The organism is Mesorhizobium sp. WSM1343, from assembly GCF_055901535.1.
The window spans coordinates 4,452,211-4,469,714 of the sequence record NZ_CM148370.1; the positions used below are offsets into that span (position 1 = coordinate 4,452,211).

The window sequence follows — 17,504 nt, forward strand, 5'->3', positions numbered from 1 at the left end:
GTGGAAACTGGCTCAGGATTTCCTGAAGACGCCGATCATCGGCCCGAGATTCCAGTAGTCGTCTTTGCGGCCGATGGCAGGCGCAAACAGGCTGGATATCGTGCCGTCGAGGAACAGCGCGTTATCGCAACCGAGCGCGTCGCGGAAAAGCCGGGCGAAGGCATGGAAGGTCACCGTGCCATTCGAAATCGCAAAGACCGCGACGCCATCCTTTCGCACCCCGACACCGTCGCGGGTTTTCCGCGAAGTGCCGTCGGCCTGGAATTTCGGATGCAGCTTGCCGTCGATCACCAGCATCGGCCCCGATTGCGTCGCATAGTCGACGGTCGGGCGCCTCTTCACGAAGTCCCTGGTGGCGCGGACCGCGGCCCTGCCGTCGCGTATGTAGAAAATGCCGTTTGGCTGCAGGGAAAAGTTGCCGCTTCCCGAACCCGTTTTCACCGACGCCATCTCCTGGCCGCGCTCGACATAGAGACCGACCGGCGCGAGGTTCGGGTGATACATGCCGGCATTGATGCCGAACAGCATCGTGCGCCCGATCGCCTGTTGCGCGGCATGCAGATTGTGCAGCGACTGAAACGGCTTGCCCGCCGCATCCTTCCAGAACAGCTCGAGCTGATATCGTTTCGGATCGACCTCGCAAACGAGATAGCTGGTCGCCTCGAAGGTGAAGTCCCGGCATGGCGGCAGCGAGACAACCCACTGGCCGAACGACGCGCCAAGCGCCGCCACCGACGGCAGCGCCCCCTTGGCCATCGCCAGCAACAGTGGCACCGATTGCAGGAGGGTCAAAAAATCCATGCGCGTACCGGAATCGAAGTTCGAGGTCCGGTAGGGATATAGCCCGTTTCAAGCGATACTGTGGAACTGCCTTAGACGAGCCATCCCATGGCGACGCTCGACAACAAGACGATGCCGAGCAGGCCGCGATAGATGACGAACGGCCAAGCCGAGAAACGCTCCAGCACGCGCATCAGCCCCCATATGGCGAAGAAGGCGGAGATCGACGCGACGACCAGCCCGACAGCAAGCACCGACCAGCCATGGGCGTCGAGATGGACCTTGTGCAGTTCCCAGAGTTCCTTGAGGCCGGCGAGCGCGATGGCAGGCAGCCCGAGCAGGAATGAGAAGCGCGCCGCTTCGGCCCGCTTGAAGCCGAGCCCCAGTGCCGCTGTCAGGGTCGAGCCCGAGCGCGAGACGCCGGGGACAAGCGCGCCGATCTGGGCGATACCGACGAGCAGCGCATCGGTCAGCGACGCATCGCCCATGCTGCGCCGGTGACGGGCAAAGATCTCGGCCAGCGCCAGCAGGATAGCCATGGCGATGCAGGCCCAGCCGATCACCGTCAGGCTACGCAGCGGCGAATTGCAGGCGTTAAGCAGGCCCGACAGCGCAACGCCGGCAATGACGATGGGGATCGTCGCCAGCACGATCCAGAGCGCCAGCTTGAAATGCCGGTCGGCGAAATCGCGTCGCGCCAGAGCGTCGAGCGATCCAAACAGGATATCCCTGACGTCGCTCCAGAAATAGCTGACCACCGCGGCAAGGGCCGCAAGCTGCATGGCAGCGGAGAAGGCGGAGCCAGGATCCTGCCAGCCGAGCACGGCCGGCACGATGCGCATATGGGCAGTCGAGGAAATTGGCAGCAGTTCCGTGATGCCTTGCACCACGCCGAGGAACGCCACCTTGGCGAACCCCAGGCCGACGAAGCCCGTGTCGAGGCCTTGGGTGCAGATATCGGCCAAAATCGAATTCCGTGCATGAGAGATCGGAGTTGCGTGGACCAACCATCGGTCAATCCCGGGCAAGCCTTATCGTCATGGGCCGGATAATCAATTTACGGATTTGTAAGCTGGCACGCCGAGGTGCACGCCGTTCGAAAACCGGCCCACCTTGGGGCCGGCTTGAGGTACACAGGGAAAATCGCAAAGCGACTACGGGCAGAGCCAGAGTTTCTGGCATGTCCTGGCGATCACATGCGCCGGCGGCACTTCGGGCTCATCGGTCGAAGGCCGGCGAGCCCGTTCGAGCAGCATGCGCACCTGTTCGGGACGCACACGATCGCGCTCCATCACAAGCAGGACCATCGGATCGCTCAAAAGCTCGTCCAGGGTGCTGATGCTGTCGTTCATCCGTCGTCTCCTCGAATGCCGTACCCGCGACCCTTAAATAGGACGACAAAGATGGCTCGCCAATGACGCTTTGCCGGCTATCTCGTGTCGATTTGGATTAAATTTTGGCCATGCTTGCGCTCTTCCCTTCCCCTGGCGCTGCGCGTCGATCCACCTTCTTCCACAACAAGGGGAGAAGGGAAAAATTAGCCTGGCGGAGGGGCGCCTTCGTATTTCGGCAGGCCGTCATCAAGCACCAGCCAAGGCTGCTTCGAGGCCGTGAAAATATGCATTTGCGGCTTGAAAGCCGTGGGATCGTCGAGCGAACCGGTGGTGATGCCGATAATGCCTGCGGAATCACGTCGGGAGAACAGCGTTGTGCCGCAGCTCGGGCAAAAGCCGCGCTTGAGATCCGGTGAAGAGCCTATAGTCGCCAGCGGCCCATCGATCGTCACGTCCTCGATGCGAAACAGCACGCGTGCGTTGAAGGCGGCGCCGATCGCCTTCTGGCAAAGCCGGCAGTGGCAGACGCGTTCGTTGATGGGAGCCGCGTCCGCGCGGTAGCGCACCGCCTTGCACAGGCATCCGCCCTCATATCTTGCCATTGTCTGGATCCACTGGTGGGAGAGAATAGGCGCGCAACGTATCGGCGGGGCCGATTGGGTCAATTGAAAAGCTTTGATGCAATGTCATCGCTTGTGCTGATGCGAGTTGGGATGAAGCCATGACGCCGAAAGCCGTCATGGAGCCACGGAATGCCGGCTGCCCGCCAACAGCCGGCGGTTTTGGCGTTCACTCCATTTCGCCGACGACCTCGTCCCAGGTCTTGACCTTGGTCTGGCCGTTTAGGAACGGCAGCGCGGCGGCCGTCAGCTCCGGGGCGAAGAAGACATCGTAGTGGGTGCGGTTGGGCAGGATCGCCAGGCGGTTCTGCGACAGGTTCTCGCGCATCCAGCCGGCGTCCTTCAGTCCGCCGCCGAGCATCTGATAGAACTTGATCTCGTGTTCGGGCTTATACATATCGCTGTCGCCATAGACCAGCATGACAGGCATCTTCAGCTTGGCGACGTCGGCCGAGTAATCGCGGTTCTGACGCATGAAGCCGCCCAGCGCATCGAGGAGCTTCGGGAACTCCTCCGGATGCGGCGCCACCGCGACGTAGGATTTGTACATCGGCGTGTCCTTCATGAACTCAGCCGCGGCTGCGCTCACCTGTGCCTGCTGCGGACGCATCTCGTCATAGAAGCCGTCCGTGGCGTAGCCGGTCGATACCAGGACGAGGCGGCGCACCGCTTCGGGATGCTGGACGGCCATGCGGAAGGCGACGCCGCCGCCTAGCGAATAGCCCATGACATCGACCTGGCTGTAACCGAGCGCCTTGACGATGGCGGCCATGTCGTCGCCCATCGCCTCCACGGTGAATGGTCGGTCACCCAGCGCGGTGCGGCCGTGACCCTGCAGGTCGACGCCGATGACGGTGCGGTTTTCGGCAAGTTTCGGCAGGATCGGCGCGAACATATCCGTGGTGCCAAGACCACCATGCAGCAGAAGCAGCGGCTCGCCCTTGCCATAGATTGCATAGTAGTAGTTCAGGCCGTTGATCGTCAGAAGGCCGGACTTTTCCGGCTTCGGCAGTGCATTCGTTTCAGTCGTCATGGCAGGTTTTGTCTCCTCTGCATTGGTGATGCCCGGGCAGGCAAGCAGTGCTGCGGCCGAAGCAAAAATGGCGAAAAACAGGGTTTTGAACATATCGATCTCCTCTCCTGTCGATATCAAGGCGTTATGCGGATCAAAGCGTTTTGGCGAGTTCTTCGAGCTGGTCGGCGCACTGTCCCCAGCCCTCGTGGAACCCCATCTTCTCATGCTGTTCGCGGTCGGCGACGCTCCAGTGCCTGACCCGAGCGATGTAGCGGGTCTTGCCGTTGCCCTCGTCCTCGAAGGTCAGCGCGACGGTCATGAACGGCTTTTCCGAAGGCTGCCAAGCCTCAGTGTAGGCGTCGGTGAGGACGATCTTCCTGCCGGCAACGACTTCGAGGAAGACACCTGGGTTGGGGAACTCGTTGCCGTCCGGGCTGGCCATGACGACAAGGCTCGAGCCACCGGCGCGCACATCCATCTCCGCGCGCGGCGTCGTCCACGGTTTTGGCGAGAACCAGCGCGTGATCAGTTTCGGATCGGTCCAGCAGCGATAGACGTTCTCGCGCGGCGCATCGATGATGCGGGCGAGAACCAGTTCGCGGTCGTTGGTGGGGGCGATGTCGAGCTTGATGGTCATGATGGCGTCCTGCGTTTGATCTGGCTTCCGTCCCAAGGACGAGCCGATGAACCGCAAGCCGACATCGGCCAGCGAAAATTTTGCGACGCCGTCTCGATTGACCCGAGGCGTCACCCACCTTCGTCATCCACGGGCGGAGCAGGAGCGCAGCTCCGCCCGTGGATGACGAAGTGATCGATGGGCCGAAGCCTCAGTGGCGTTTGGCTTGCACCAGATAGGCCTCGATCTCGGTCTCGCCGAGCCACTTTGCCGCTTCCAGCCGGTGCAGGCCTTCGACGAGGATGTGGCGCTTGCCGTCATGGCGGACCTGGATCGGCGTCTTCATGCCGTTTTCCAGAATGTCCTCGGCGAGATGGCGGACGGTCTCGGGATGCAGCGTCTTCTTGCGCGCTGTCGGCACGTAGATCTCGTCGACCTTGACCTTTTGCACTCTGAGCATGCCGACCCCCGTGGCGGAAACGCCGCCACCCCTGAGATAGTCCGTTTGATGGAGGTGGCCAAGGGTGCGGCTAACGAATACGAAGTCCGAAGGCCATTCTCGGTTCGAAGATGCCAGGGACAGCAGATCGTTTGCCTGTCGTCGCGCGTTTCGATATTGCGTCTGCGCGATCGTCGAGGGCCACGGAGCAAATCCCCATGAGCAAATCTCTCGTCACCTTTGTCGGCGTCGCTCATCCCTGGATGTGCGACGTGATGGGGCACGTGAATGTGCGTCACTATGCGGCGATGTTCGATGATGCCAGCTTCCAGCTTCTCGGCCATATCGCCGGACAGGACGACAACCAGGCGTCGCAGATCGGATGGGCCGACGTGCGCACCGAAATCGACTATCGGCATGAAACGAAAGCCGGTGCGCTCATCACCATCCGCTCGCATGTCGTGAAGATCGGCCGCACCTCCATCACCTTCGAACAGGTGATGTTGGGCTCGCTCGACGGCATTGTCCGCGCATCGAGCCGGACGACAAGCGTGCGCTTCGACCTTGCCGCGCGCGCCTCGGTCGCTCTGGACGAGCCGATGCGCGACCGCTCTTCGGCCTTCCTGATCGAATAAGCCTGTCTCCGCCCGTCAGCCTATGTAGATGCGGTCCTCGAGGGGTGTGTCGGCAATCAGCGTCTGCAGCCCTGACAGCAGCGCCTTCTCGGCGCGGTTCATCACCTTGTCCGGATTGACCAGCAGGAAGATGTCGATGGCCGGCGGCGCGTCATAGGGCGGCAGCCGCCACAGCATTCCATCCGCCACATCCCGCCGCGCGACGTGCAGCGGCAGCGGCCCAATGCCCAACCCGGCGACGATCATGCGCCGCACCTCTTCCAGGCTCGAGGACACGCCGACGACATCGGCGTTGAGCCGGGCCTCGCTGCGCAACAGCGCGACCGGCCGCAACGCATCCGAGATATGGTCGGTCTGGAACGATACCGAGGGCTCGCCCCGGAGATCGGTCAGCGTCAGCCCGGTTTGCCCGTAAAGCCTGTGCTGCGGCCCACAGAAGAAGCCGAAGAACTCGCGGTAGACCATCGCATATTCCAGCGCCGGATCGCGCTGGCTGACCAGGCAGATGCCGAAGGAAGCACGCCGGTCCCTCACCTGCTTGGCGACTTCGGTGCTTGCTGCGACTGAAATGGTGATGCTGGCGTGCGGGTAGTTGCTGTGGAACTCGGACAGCGCCTGATCAAAGAGCGGCGAGACGACATGGCTTGCCGTCGCGATCATCACATGGCCGGTAACATCGTCGCTGATGCCGCGCATCAGCAGCGGCAACTGCGATATGGTGCCGAACACCTCGACGCTCTGCTCGTAGAGAAGCCGCCCGACCTCGGTCAGTTCGAAGCGCGTCGCGTCGCGCTCGACCAGACGCCGGCCCACCCGGTCCTCCAGCCGCCGCAGAGCATTGCTGACGCTGGGTTGCTTGAGGTTCAGTCGCTCCGCAGCTCGCGTGATGCCCTTCACCTCCGCGATGACGACGAATGTCCTCAGAAGGTTCCAGTCGAGATCCCAGACCAGCCGTTCGGGGCGTGGAAGTGCCATTCCTGATATCTATGCTCTCTATTCCCATTATCTATTTGCGCAATGATGCCGCAAAGGCAATCATTGATGACAGGAAAGCGTCTGCACGCCTCCCAAGAACAAACCTTGCGCGTCATCCAGAGGAGAGGAAATCAGATGAACAGAGTATTTTCCGGCATCGCCGTTGCGGCCCTGCTGCTTGCGTCGACCTTCACCGCCGTTTCGGCCAGGGCCGACGACCTCGAAAAGATCAAGGCGGCGGGCGAGCTGAAGATTTCCATGAGCGGTCAGTATCCGCCCTTCAACTTCGTCAACGACCAGAATGAAGTCGTCGGTTTCGACGCCGATATCGGCAAGGCCATCGCCGAGCGCATCGGTGTCAAGGGCACCATCATCACCACGGCCTGGGACGGCATCATTGCCGGCCTGCTCGCCAACAAATACGACACCGTCGTTGGCTCGATGACGATCACGCCTGAGCGTGAAAAGGTGGTCGATTTCGTCGGGCCTTACTACCACGCCGGCCGCGCCGTTTTCGTCAGCGAGCAGTCGAAAGTGCAGAGCCTCGACGACCTCAAGGGCAAGACCATTGGCGTGACGCTGGGCGAGACGCATGAGAAATGGGCGCGCGAAAAGGGCGGCTGGGATATCCGTACCTACAAGGGCCTGCCGGAACTGCTGCTGGAGCTGAGGGCCGGCCGCGTCGACGCGATAGTCGTCGACAACATTCCGGTCATGGTTGCCGTCAAGGAGACGGGCGAGAAGGTCCGCAAGCTCAACACGCCCGATATCGAAGGCGGCGCTGTTGCCATCGGCATCGCCATCCGCAAGGACAATCCGGAGCTCAAGGCTGCGATGCAGAAGGCGCTGGACGACATGCTGGCGGACGGCAGCTACGAAAAGATCTCGATGAAGTGGGTCGGCAGCGACATCCGCTGATCTCTCCTGGCTTCAGGCGACCAAAGCCGCCTGAAGCCGAGCGTTACTCCTGCTGGACCCTTTCATGGATTTCTCCTTGATGCAGCGCGTCTTCCCGTTCTTCGTGGAGGCCGCCTTGGTGACGATCGAGATCACGGTGTTGGCCCTGATCCTGGGCCTCGCGGCTGCTTCATTGGCCGCGGCCGCCAAGATGTCGAAATCGGCAATCCTGCGGACCATCGGCACGCTCTATGTCAGCCTGTTTCGCGGCACGCCGTGCCTGATCCAGCTCTTCGTGCTCTATTTCGGCGGCCCGCAGATCGGCATCAATCTGGAGCCGTTCGCCGCCGGCGTTATCGGCCTCGGTCTCAACATCGGCGCCTATATGGCGGAATCGATCCGTGGTGCGCTGGTCGCGGTCGACAGGGGCCAGACGGAGGCCGCCCGCACAATAGGCTTCAGCCGTTTCCAGACCTTGCGCAAGGTCGTGCTGCCGCAGGCCGCACGGCTGATGATCCGGCCGCTCGGGGTCAATACGGTTGCTTTGTTGAAGGGATCAGCACTTGTGTCGACCATTTCAGTCGTCGAACTGACCTACACCGCCCAGCGCTTCATCGGCTCCACCTACAAGCCGTTCGAGATATTCGGCGTTGCAGCCCTGCTCTACATGATCATGGTCTACGCGGTTGCGCGGGTCGTCGACCTGCTCGACAAACGCTTCGCCATCGTCTGACCGGAGAGCACGATGCAAGGTTTGGATTTCACCGTCGTCGCGCCCTACTGGGACCTTCTGTTGATTGGTGCCTGGTGGACGGGGGTGCTGACGGTCTCGGCGGGCGCACTCAGCTTCGTCGGCGGCATCCTGTTCGCGGTCATCGTGCTCTACGCTCCGAAGATCGTTGCCTATCCCGTGCGCGCGCTCATGTGGGTGTTCATGGGCACGCCGCTGCTGTTGCAGCTGTTCCTGATCTATTTCGGCCTGGTGCAGATCGGCATCGACATTCCTGCCCTTGCCGCCGGCATTGTTGGGCTCGGCCTGCACTTTGCCGTCTACAATGCCGACATCATCCGCGCCGGCATCGTGGCCGTCGATGTCGGCCAGACGGAGGGTGCGCGCAGCATCGGCTTCGGCAAGTGGCAGACGCTGCGCCATGTCGTGATACCGCAAGCCATCCGCAACACGGCACCACCGATCGGCGGTAATCTGATCGCGCTGTTGAAGGAATCCTCGATCGTCTCGGTCATCGGCATCGCCGAGTTGGTCCATTCGGCCCAGCTGGCGATCAGCGAAACGTTCCGCCCATTCGAGTTCTACATCACCGCAGCGGCGCTTTATTACATTCTCAATCTTGTGCTCGAGGCGGCTTTGCGTCGGTTTGAAAGACATGTGGAGGTTTCCCGATGAGCACGCAGCGGCCAATGGTCGAGGTTCGCGGCGCGCGCAAATCGTTTGGCGCCGTCGAGGTCCTCAAAGGCATAGGCCTGTCGGTCGATCGCGGGCAGATCGTCGCCATCATCGGCCCGAGTGGCTCCGGCAAGAGCACGCTGCTGCGCTCCATCAACCATTTGGAATCCCTGGACTCCGGTGAAGTCTGGCTCGACGGCGTGCAGGTCAACCAGAAGCTGCACGGCCATGCCTTCGAGCGGCACATCAACAAGGTGCGCCAGCAGATGGGCATGGTGTTTCAGCACTTCAATCTGTTCCCGCATCTGACCGTGATCGAGAACATTTCCATGGGACCGATCATCCTAAAAGGCATGACCAAAAGTGACGCGCATGCGCTGGCGCATAGCCTTTTGTCCAAGGTCGGGCTCGCCGACAAGATCGACGCCTACCCCTCGCGGCTTTCGGGCGGCCAGAAGCAGCGTGTGGCCATTGCCCGTGCGCTGGCGATGCAGCCCAAGGTGATGCTGTTCGACGAAGCCACCTCGGCGCTCGATCCGGAACTGGTCGACGAGGTCAATGCGGTGATGAAACAGCTTGCCGCCGAACACATGACCATGCTCATCGTAACGCATGAGATGCGCTTTGCCGGCGAAGTGGCCGACAGGGTGCTGTTCATGGATGGCGGCGTGATCGTCGAGGAAGGCCCGCCCGGCGACATGTTCCGCGCGCCGCAGAAGGACCGCACGCGCAGCTTCCTCAAGAAATATCTTTCCGCCTGAGGATGACCATGACCAGCCCAAACACGGAATTCCCCGATTTCGGACTGACGCCGGAGCAGCGCCGCCACGCGGTGCGCGGCCACTATTACGAGTGGCCAGGCATGGATGGCGAGCGCGGCGAGATCTGGTGCTACAGCGACCGGTTTTCCTATCGCGCCGGCGAAACGGTGGCTTTGCATGTCAGTTCGACAGCTGCGACGTTCGGCATCACAATCACCCGAGATGGCGGCAGCGAAAACAAAGTATTCGAGAAATCGGGCATCGCGGCACGCTGGCAGGACACACCCGACCAGTGTTCGGCTGAAGGCTGCGGTTGGGACCCATCCTTCGAATTTCGCGTCGGAGCGGGCTGGCCGTCCGGCGCCTATCGGGTCACGCTGACCGCCGACGGGCTCGACGGCAAGCCGATCCAATGCCACCATATTTTCATCGTCTGCCCGCAGCCGGGCCGCAAACCTGGCCGCGTGCTCCAGGTGGCGGCGACAGGCACATGGCTGGCCTACAACACCTGGGGCGGCTCCAACCACTATCAGGGCATCACCGGGCCGGATCGCAACCAGTATTCGCCCATCGTCTCGACGCAGCGCCCCTGGTGCCGTGGCTTCGTCGTGCTGCCCAAGGATGCGCCGCGTGTGCCGCTGGAGGTCGCTGTGCCGCCGAAGACCGTGCCGCGCTATCCGCACATGGAGTGGGCGCTCGCCACCGGCCATTCGAAGAAATACGCTTCGTCCGGCTGGGCCAGCTACGACAGCCATTTTTTCCGCTTCGCCGAGCGGGCCGGCTATCAAGTCGATCTCGCCAGCCAGCATGATCTGCATTTTTCGCCGGAAATTCTCGACGGCTATGACTGCGCCGTGTTCGTCGGCCATGACGAATACTGGACCTGGGAAATGCGCGATGCCGTCGACGCCTATGTGACCCGCGGCGGCCATGCGGCGCGCTTTGCCGGCAATTTCATGTGGCAGACGCGGTTCGAAGACGAGGGCCGCCGGCAGGTCTGCTACAAATATCGCTCGCGTGCCGAAGATCCGGCCTATCTCCCAGACGGCGACGTCACCCGTGCCACCAATTCCTGGGAGGCGCCGGAAATCGGCCGGCCGGGTTCGGCGACCTTCGGGCTCAACGCGACGCGCGGTGTCTATGCCGGCTGGGGCGGCTGTGCACCGCGCGGCGTGCGTGGTTTCCCGGTCTACCGGCCCGAGCATTGGGCCTTCGCCGGCACCGGCATCTACTATGGCGACCTGCTGGGCGCGGACAGCCATGTCTATGGCTATGAGGTCGACGGGCTCGACTTCGAGATACGCGGCGGCCTGCCCTACCCGACTGCGACCAGCGGCGCGCCAGATGGCCTGCAGGTTCTCGCCGTCGGCATGGCCTCCCAGGTCGAGGAAAGCGCCGATATCCCGATCGAGGACCAGTTCCTCACCGACGAAGACGGCCGCTTCACCGCCGAAACGCTGTTTGGCGAGGCGAGCGACGCCAATCTGGAAAAGGTCAAACGCGGCAACGGCATGATCGTCAATTTCCCGCGCGGCAAGGGCGAGGTATTCCATGCCGGAAGCTGCGAATGGGTCGCCGGCCTGCTAAGACAGGACCCGATGGTCGAACGCGTCACGAAAAATGTCCTCGATCGTTACCTCGGAAAGCCCTGACATGTCGAAAGTCCAATCCGCCGTTCAAGAAACCGAAGCCCGGCGAGACTCGCATCTGTTCTATCTGTCCAGCCTGCGCCGGCCGCTGATCGACCGCGCCGAAGGCATCTACATGTGGACGCAGGACGGCCGCCGCTTCATCGATGGCTCGAGCGGCCCGATGGTGGCCAATATCGGCCATTCCAATCGCAATGTGCTCGACGCCATGAAGCGGCAGATGGACCGCGCCACCTTCGCCTATCGGCTGCATTTCGAGAACGAGCCGGCGGAGGAGTTGGCGCGGGAGTTGGCCGGCAAGCTGCCGGAGGGCATGGACCGCATCTTCTTCGTCTCCGGTGGCTCGGAGGCGACGGAATCCTGCATCAAGCTGGCGCGGCAATGGGCGGTCGCCACCGGCCAGGCCAGCCGCTGGAAGGTGATCACGCGTTTCCCCTCCTATCATGGCGGCACGTTGGGTTCGCTCTCGATCACCGGCGACGATGCGCTGGCCGAAACGTTCGAGCCGATGATGCGGGTGATGCCAACCGTGCCGGCGCCGAATGCCTGGCGCGACCGCGACAATCTCTCGATTGAGCAGCGCGGCATCCGCTATGCCGACATGCTGGAGGAGAAGATTCTTGCGGAAGGCCCGGACAGCGTGGTTGCCTTCATCATGGAGCCGATCGGCGGCGCTGCGACCTCAGCCCTGGTTGCGCCCGACAGCTACTATCCGCGCATCCGCGAGATCTGCGACCGCTACGGCATCCTGCTCATCCATGACGAAGTCATGAGCGGTGCCGGCCGCACCGGCAAATTCCTCGGCGGCGATCACTGGAACTGCAAGCCAGACATCGTCGCCTTGTCGAAGGGGCTGGGCTCCGGATATGCGCCGCTTGGCGCACTCGCCGCACCGATGCGGCTGGTGCAGCCGTTGCTCGCCTCCGGCGGCTTCCAGCACGGCCACACCTATGCCGGCAATCCGCTGGCCTGTGCCGCCGGCCTGGCTGTGCTCGGCGAAATGGACCGGCTCGACCTGATCGCCAATGCGGCAGCCATGGGCGACGTGCTGATGGACGGGCTTAAAGGCCTGGCGAAGCGGTTTCCGTTCCTTGCCGACGTGCGTGGCAAGGGCCTGCTCACCGGCGCCCAGATGGTCGCCGATCCCGAGACCCTAAAACCGATCGACCAGAACAAGAAAGCCACGCAGCGGCTGCTCGACCTCGCCTATGAACGCGGGCTGATCATCTATGGCCGCAGGGTCAAGGGCGGCGTCGACGGCGACAATTTCATGGTCGCGCCACCGATGATCGTCACGGCCGAGCAGGTCGGCGAGATCATCTCCATCATCGGTGACTCGCTGGAGGTTCTGGCCGCCGAGCTCGACCTGCCGGTCGGAGGCCAGGGGTAAGAAATGGCACCGCGAAAAGTCATCATCACCTGCGCCGTCACCGGCTCGGTGCACACGCCGTCCATGTCGCCCTATCTGCCGGTGACGCCGGACCAGATCGCCGCAGACGCGATCGCGGCGGCGGAAGCCGGCGCCTCGATCCTGCATCTGCACGCCCGCGACCCCAGAGATGGCCGCCCGACCGCCGATCCGGACGTCTACATGCAGTTCCTGCCGCGCATCAAGCAGGCGACCGATGCAGTGATCAACATCACCACCGGCGGCTCGTCGCTGATGACGCTGGACCAGCGGCTGGCAGCCCCTTTGCGGGCCGAACCCGAAATGTGCTCGCTCAACATGGGTTCGATGAATTTCGCGCTGTTCCCGATGCTCGACAAGCCGAGGGAATGGCAGCACGAATGGGAACCCAAGCTGCTGGAAGCGACGCGGGACACGATCTTCAAGAACACCTTCGCCGATATGGAAGGGGTGCTGGAAAGACTGGGAAAGGGCTGCGGCACGCGCTTCGAATTCGAATGCTATGATGTCGGCCATCTCTATTCGCTGGCGCATTTCCGCGATCGCGGGCTGGTGTCTGGCCCGCTGTTCATCCAGTTCGTGCTGGGCATTCTCGGCGGCATTGGCGCCGACCCGGACAATCTCGTCCACATGAAGCGGATCGCCGACAAATTGTTCGGCGACAGCTACCAGTTCTCGGTGCTCGCCGCCGGCCGCCAGCAGATGCCGCTGATCTCAATTGCAGCAGCCATGGGCGGCAATGTCCGTGTCGGGCTGGAGGACAGTCTCTATGACGGCCGCCAGCTGGCGAAATCCAATGCCGATCAGGTGCGCCGTATCCGTGGCATTCTCGACGGGCTGTCGCTGGAGGTTGCAACGCCCACCGAAGCGCGCGACATGCTGGCGCTCAAGGGCGGCGACCGGGTGGCGTTTTGAGATGCTGATCTGAGATGAACCTGAAATGATTGCCTCGCCCAAAATCCGCCTCCGCCCCGGCCGAGTGGAAGACGTCGAAACCATCCACGCCGCGATCCTGAAACTCGGCACGCATATCGGTGCGCCGGAGGAGATCATTTCGACAGCAGATGATTTGCGCACCTACGGCTTTGGTGAAAAGCCCGCTTTCTCCACCCTGATCGCCGAAGTGGGCGGCGAGTTTGCCGGCCTTTGCCTGCATTTCCCGATCTTTTCGACCTGGATGGGGCGGCCCGGCGTCTATGTGCAGGATCTCTATGTCGAAGACCGGTTTCGCGGCCGCAAGATCGGCGAGCGGCTGCTGCGGCACGTTGCGGCGCAGTGCCGGAAGGAAGGCGGCGTCTATCTCCGGCTGTCCGTCGACACCGACAATGAAGGGGCCAAGGCCTTCTACGAGAGGCTGGGCATCGCCTGGTCGAGCTACGAACAGACCCAGAAAATCATCGGCGAGGCCTTCTTTGCTTTCGCCGACGCGCCGGAAAACGGGGATCAGGAATGAAAGCCTTCTATGCCGAGGAACAGAAGCGCCACGACCCCAAGGCCTTTCTTTCGAGCGGCGCGGCACAGCCCAATCCGGAAAAGCCGGAGCGCATCGAGAGATTGTTAGCCGGCGCACTATCTGCGGGTTGCACGATCGAGCGACCTCGGGATCATGGGCTCGGCCCGGCCGCGGCGGTGCACACGCCGGAATATCTGGATTTCCTCGAGCATATCTACGCGCGCTGGCAGCGCATCGAGGGCGCTTCGGCCGAAGTGATCCCCAACATCCATCCGATCGCGCGCAATGGCTCCTATCCGGCCTCGGCGGTCGGCCAGGCCGGCTATCACATGGCCGACACGGCCTGCCCGATCTCGGGCGAGACATGGCAGAGCGCGCTATGGAGCGCCTGGAGCGCGGTCGATGCGGCCGAGGCGGTGATATCAGGCGCACCGGCCGCCTACGCGCTGTGCCGCCCGCCCGGCCACCATGCCTTTGCCGATGTCGCCGGCGGCTTCTGTTTCATCAACAACTCGGCCGTCGCCGCGCAGGTTCTGCGCAAACAGGCCGCACGGGTGGCGATCCTCGATGTCGACCTGCATCACGGCAACGGCACGCAAGGCATCTTCTATGCACGGCCGGATGTGCTGACCGTCTCGCTGCACGCCGATCCGGTGCGCTTCTATCCGTTCTTCTGGGGCCATGCCGACGAGCGCGGCGAAGGGCCCGGCCTCGGCTACAATTTCAACCTGCCGCTGCCGCGCAAATCCGCCGACGCGGCGTTTCTCGAAGCGCTCGAGGTGGCCTTCCAGCGTATCCGTGCCTTTTCGCCCGACGCGCTCGTTGTGGCGCTCGGCCTCGACGCGTTCGAGGGCGATCCGTTCGGCGGACTTTCGGTGACGACGCTTGGCTTCTCGCGCATCGGCGAGGCCATCGCAAAGCTCGGCTTACCGACGGTCATCGTCCAGGAGGGCGGCTACCTCTGCGACGAACTCGGCGACAATCTCACGGCGTTCCTCACTGGTTTCGGCGGCAAGATGCGGTGAATGCTCAAGCCAGCGTCAGGAGCGCTGCTGCCTGAGCATGGCGATGACCCGATGCACACTTTCCAGCGTTTCGTCGATTTCGGCTGCCGTGTTGTAGTGAGCAATGCCGATGCGCACGACGCCATGCTCGGCTGGAATGCCGAGCTGGTGGACGATCTCCCAGGCGTAGTTGTGACCGGACCACAGGAAGATGTTTTCGGCGTTCATCTGCCGCACGATTGTCTCCGGCACGATGCGCTCGACCGTGAAGGAAACCGTCGGCACGCGATCGCCGAGCCGCTTCGGGTCAGTGATGCCGTGGACGGTCAAGCCCTCGATATCGGACAGGCCGTCGATCAGTTGTTGCGCCAACGGGTTTTCGTATGCGATCGAAGCCGCGAACGCTTTGGCGATCTTCTGCCTTCTTGAACCGCCCTCGCCAAGGTCGGCAAAGTAGTCGACCGCGGCGGTGAGGCCGGCCATCAGCTCGATCTGCGGCGTGCCGAGTTCGAACCGCTCCGGCAGACCGTTGGAAGAGCAGCGGCATTTGTAGGGCTCCAGCGTCTCGATGACATCACGCCGGCCCCACAATATGCCCATATGCGGTCCGAAGAATTTGTAGGCCGAGCAGATCAAAAAATCGCAGCCGAGCTCCTGCACGTCGATCAGGCCGTGCGGCGCGAATTGGACGGCATCGACATAGACCAGCGCACCGGCATTCCTGGCTATCGCAGTCAGCGCCTTCACCCGGTTGATCGAACCGGTCAAATTGCTGGCGTAGTTCAACGCGACCAGCCGTGTCTTCTCCGAAAGCAAGCCAGCCAGCGTCGCCTCCTCGACCTGCCAGCTGGTTTCGTCGAACGGCAGCCAGCGCACGACGAGGCCGTGATCCTCGGCCAGTTGCAGCCAGGGCGAGACGTTGCCCTCATGGTCCATGCGGGTGAGGATGATCTCGTCACCGGGCTGCATCGTGCGGCCGAGCGTGCGCGAGATGTGGTAGGTCAGCGTCGTCATGTTGGCGCCGATGACGATTTCCTCAGGGCTTGCGGCGCCGAGGAAATCGGCCATGGCCTCATGTGCCTCATCGACGACGGCCTGCGCGGCAATCGTCGTTTCGAAGTAGCCGCCAAGGTTCGCATTGGTGGTCAAGAGACAGCGCGATACCGCATCCGCCACTGCCTGTGGCACCTGCGTGCCGGCAGGGTTGTCGAGATAGATGCGGCGGCGGCCCTTGTCGGTCAGAGAGAGAGCGGGAAATCTCCCCCGGATAGCCTCGATCGGAAAATTCATTGCCGCCCTTCTCCCATTGTAATCGTTGGATATTCGGCCAGCAATCCCCGTTCAAGGACAGGGATTGCCGACCCGCTGGTGGATCGCATCCACCGCCTTCTGCATTTCGTCGGTCCAGACGACGTCGACGGAAGACAGCGCCATATCGAGCTGCGCAACGGTCGTCGCGCCGACGATGTTCGAGGTTACGAACGGCCGGCTCGAGACAAAGGCGTTGGCAAACAGTGCCGGCTCCAGGCCAAAGGAGCGCGCCAGCTCATTGTATTCGAGTTGTGCCTCGGCGGCACCTGGCGTCTCGTAGCGCTGGCCGCGATTGAACAGCTGAGTGCGCGAGCCCTGAGGCCGCGCGCCGTGGTCGTACTTGCCGGTGAGATAGCCCTGCGCCAGCGGCGAATAGGGCAGCAGCGACACCTGCTCGCGCTCGCAGACCTCGGCGAGATTCACCTCGAAGGTGCGGTTGACGAGATTGTAGGCGTTCTGGATCGACGCGACGCGCGGGCCGATACCCTTGTCGGCTTCGGCAAGGAACCGCATCACGCCCCAGGAACTCTCGTTCGACAGGCCGAAATGCCGGATCTTTCCTGCCTTCACCAATTCGTCAAACACCGCAAGCGTCTCGGCGATCGGCGTTTCGCCGGCCGGTGCGCCGACGGAATCGGCGCGCGGCGACACGGCGCCGACGCGCGTCGGGTTGGCGCCCCAGGGGATATCCCGCTCCGGCCAGTGGATCTGATAGAGGTCGATGTAGTCGGTGCCGAGCTTGGCTAGCGACTTGTCGATGGCGTCAAAGATATCGGCGCGCACCAGTTGCGACGGCCTGTCGCCGCGAAACCAGCTGTTGGCCGTGCGGCCGACGACCTTCGAGGCCAAGATCACCTTGTCGCGGTTGCCCTTGGCTTTCATCCAGTTGCCGATGATTTTTTCGGTCCGTCCCTGTGTCTCCGCCTTGGGCGGGATCGGATAGAGCTCGGCAGTGTCGATGAAATTGACGCCGCGCGAGAAAGCCAGGTCCATCTGGGCGTGGCCTTCGGCCTCGGTGTTCTGCTGGCCCCAGGTCATGGAGCCCAGGCAGATCTGGGTAACAAGAAGATCGGTCCGACCGAGACGGCGTTTGTGCATGGATTCGGCTCCGGAGGAAGGCTGGCGCGACTGCGCGGAGGAGCCGCATCTATAGGCAAAGCAGACCCGCTCTCCAAGCCTCGCCAGGCCGACTTTTGCGTGAA

20 protein-coding genes are annotated in these 17,504 nt (G+C 62.7%); 10 read left to right on the top strand and 10 right to left on the bottom strand.

Going from position 1 to position 17,504, the window contains the following annotated elements:
• Positions 1–12 precede the first annotated feature (12 nt).
• From AC0NIL_RS21765 to AC0NIL_RS21795, 7 genes are all read right to left on the bottom strand, one after another.
• The gene (locus AC0NIL_RS21765; protein WP_013532085.1) at positions 13–801 is read right to left on the bottom strand and encodes a phosphodiester glycosidase family protein; all 789 of its coding nucleotides are present in this window, start codon (positions 799–801) and stop codon (positions 13–15) included.
• Between the two features lie 71 nt (positions 802–872).
• Positions 873–1,745 carry an undecaprenyl-diphosphate phosphatase gene (locus tag AC0NIL_RS21770; protein WP_013532086.1) on the bottom strand — a complete coding sequence of 291 codons (873 nt, stop codon included), beginning with the start codon at positions 1,743–1,745 and terminating at the stop codon, positions 873–875.
• Positions 1,746–1,934: 189 nt separating this feature from the next.
• Positions 1,935–2,132, bottom strand: a complete 198-nt coding sequence (locus tag AC0NIL_RS21775; protein WP_013532087.1) for a hypothetical protein — start codon at positions 2,130–2,132, stop codon at positions 1,935–1,937.
• A 185-nt stretch (positions 2,133–2,317) separates the two neighbouring features.
• Complete coding sequence (locus AC0NIL_RS21780; protein WP_473573811.1) at positions 2,318–2,716, bottom strand: GFA family protein; 399 nt, start codon at positions 2,714–2,716, stop codon at positions 2,318–2,320.
• Positions 2,717–2,903: 187 nt separating this feature from the next.
• A complete protein-coding gene (locus tag AC0NIL_RS21785; RefSeq protein WP_127384924.1) occupies positions 2,904–3,860 on the bottom strand; it encodes an alpha/beta fold hydrolase in 957 nt (318 codons plus the stop codon).
• 40 nt (positions 3,861–3,900) lie between these two features.
• On the bottom strand, positions 3,901–4,386 hold the full coding sequence (locus AC0NIL_RS21790) for an SRPBCC family protein (RefSeq protein ID WP_473573812.1): 486 nt from the start codon (positions 4,384–4,386) through the stop codon (positions 3,901–3,903).
• 190 nt (positions 4,387–4,576) lie between these two features.
• On the bottom strand, positions 4,577–4,825 hold the full coding sequence (locus tag AC0NIL_RS21795; RefSeq protein ID WP_013532091.1) for a ParB N-terminal domain-containing protein: 249 nt from the start codon (positions 4,823–4,825) through the stop codon (positions 4,577–4,579).
• A gap of 197 nt (positions 4,826–5,022) precedes the next feature.
• On the opposite strand from AC0NIL_RS21795, the gene AC0NIL_RS21800 reads away from it, so the two are divergent.
• On the top strand, positions 5,023–5,439 hold the full coding sequence (locus tag AC0NIL_RS21800; protein WP_024504355.1) for an acyl-CoA thioesterase: 417 nt from the start codon (positions 5,023–5,025) through the stop codon (positions 5,437–5,439).
• Positions 5,440–5,454: 15 nt separating this feature from the next.
• On the opposite strand, the gene AC0NIL_RS21805 is transcribed toward AC0NIL_RS21800, so the two are convergent.
• Positions 5,455–6,414, bottom strand: a complete 960-nt coding sequence (locus AC0NIL_RS21805; protein ID WP_064995376.1) for a LysR family transcriptional regulator — start codon at positions 6,412–6,414, stop codon at positions 5,455–5,457.
• A 135-nt stretch (positions 6,415–6,549) separates the two neighbouring features.
• Between AC0NIL_RS21805 and AC0NIL_RS21810 the strand changes: the two genes are divergently transcribed.
• From AC0NIL_RS21810 to AC0NIL_RS21850, 9 genes are all read left to right on the top strand, one after another.
• Positions 6,550–7,332: an ABC transporter substrate-binding protein gene (locus tag AC0NIL_RS21810; RefSeq protein WP_024504354.1), complete on the top strand. Its 783-nt coding sequence runs from the start codon at positions 6,550–6,552 to the stop codon at positions 7,330–7,332.
• Between the two features lie 64 nt (positions 7,333–7,396).
• The gene (locus AC0NIL_RS21815) at positions 7,397–8,044 is read left to right on the top strand and encodes an amino acid ABC transporter permease (protein ID WP_063171988.1); all 648 of its coding nucleotides are present in this window, start codon (positions 7,397–7,399) and stop codon (positions 8,042–8,044) included.
• 12 nt (positions 8,045–8,056) lie between these two features.
• Positions 8,057–8,716 (top strand): amino acid ABC transporter permease, encoded by a 660-nt coding sequence (locus AC0NIL_RS21820; protein ID WP_224672929.1) that lies wholly within the window; start codon positions 8,057–8,059, stop codon positions 8,714–8,716.
• Entirely contained in the window at positions 8,713–9,477 is a 765-nt protein-coding gene (locus AC0NIL_RS21825) for an amino acid ABC transporter ATP-binding protein (protein ID WP_013532097.1), read from the top strand. Before AC0NIL_RS21820 ends, AC0NIL_RS21825 begins: the two co-directional genes overlap by 4 nt.
• An 8-nt stretch (positions 9,478–9,485) precedes the next feature.
• Positions 9,486–11,129, top strand: coding sequence for a N,N-dimethylformamidase beta subunit family domain-containing protein (locus AC0NIL_RS21830; protein ID WP_063170215.1), 1,644 nt, complete (start codon positions 9,486–9,488; stop codon positions 11,127–11,129).
• Between the two features lies 1 nt (position 11,130).
• Positions 11,131–12,516: an aminotransferase family protein gene (locus tag AC0NIL_RS21835; protein ID WP_224672931.1), complete on the top strand. Its 1,386-nt coding sequence runs from the start codon at positions 11,131–11,133 to the stop codon at positions 12,514–12,516.
• Positions 12,517–12,519: 3 nt separating this feature from the next.
• Positions 12,520–13,449: a 3,5-dioxohexanoate:acetyl-CoA acetone transferase gene (kce, locus tag AC0NIL_RS21840; RefSeq protein ID WP_126069292.1), complete on the top strand. Its 930-nt coding sequence runs from the start codon at positions 12,520–12,522 to the stop codon at positions 13,447–13,449.
• A gap of 25 nt (positions 13,450–13,474) precedes the next feature.
• Positions 13,475–13,987: a GNAT family N-acetyltransferase gene (locus AC0NIL_RS21845; protein ID WP_064995381.1), complete on the top strand. Its 513-nt coding sequence runs from the start codon at positions 13,475–13,477 to the stop codon at positions 13,985–13,987.
• Positions 13,984–15,012 carry a histone deacetylase family protein gene (locus AC0NIL_RS21850; RefSeq protein ID WP_473573813.1) on the top strand — a complete coding sequence of 343 codons (1,029 nt, stop codon included), beginning with the start codon at positions 13,984–13,986 and terminating at the stop codon, positions 15,010–15,012. Before AC0NIL_RS21845 ends, AC0NIL_RS21850 begins: the two co-directional genes overlap by 4 nt.
• A gap of 15 nt (positions 15,013–15,027) precedes the next feature.
• Here AC0NIL_RS21850 and AC0NIL_RS21855 read toward each other — a convergent pair whose 3' ends face one another.
• Together AC0NIL_RS21855 and AC0NIL_RS21860 are read right to left on the bottom strand one after the other, a co-directional pair.
• Positions 15,028–16,281 (bottom strand): cysteine desulfurase-like protein, encoded by a 1,254-nt coding sequence (locus AC0NIL_RS21855; protein WP_473573814.1) that lies wholly within the window; start codon positions 16,279–16,281, stop codon positions 15,028–15,030.
• Between the two features lie 51 nt (positions 16,282–16,332).
• On the bottom strand, positions 16,333–17,400 hold the full coding sequence (locus tag AC0NIL_RS21860; protein WP_473573815.1) for an aldo/keto reductase: 1,068 nt from the start codon (positions 17,398–17,400) through the stop codon (positions 16,333–16,335).
• Positions 17,401–17,504: the final 104 nt, after the last annotated feature.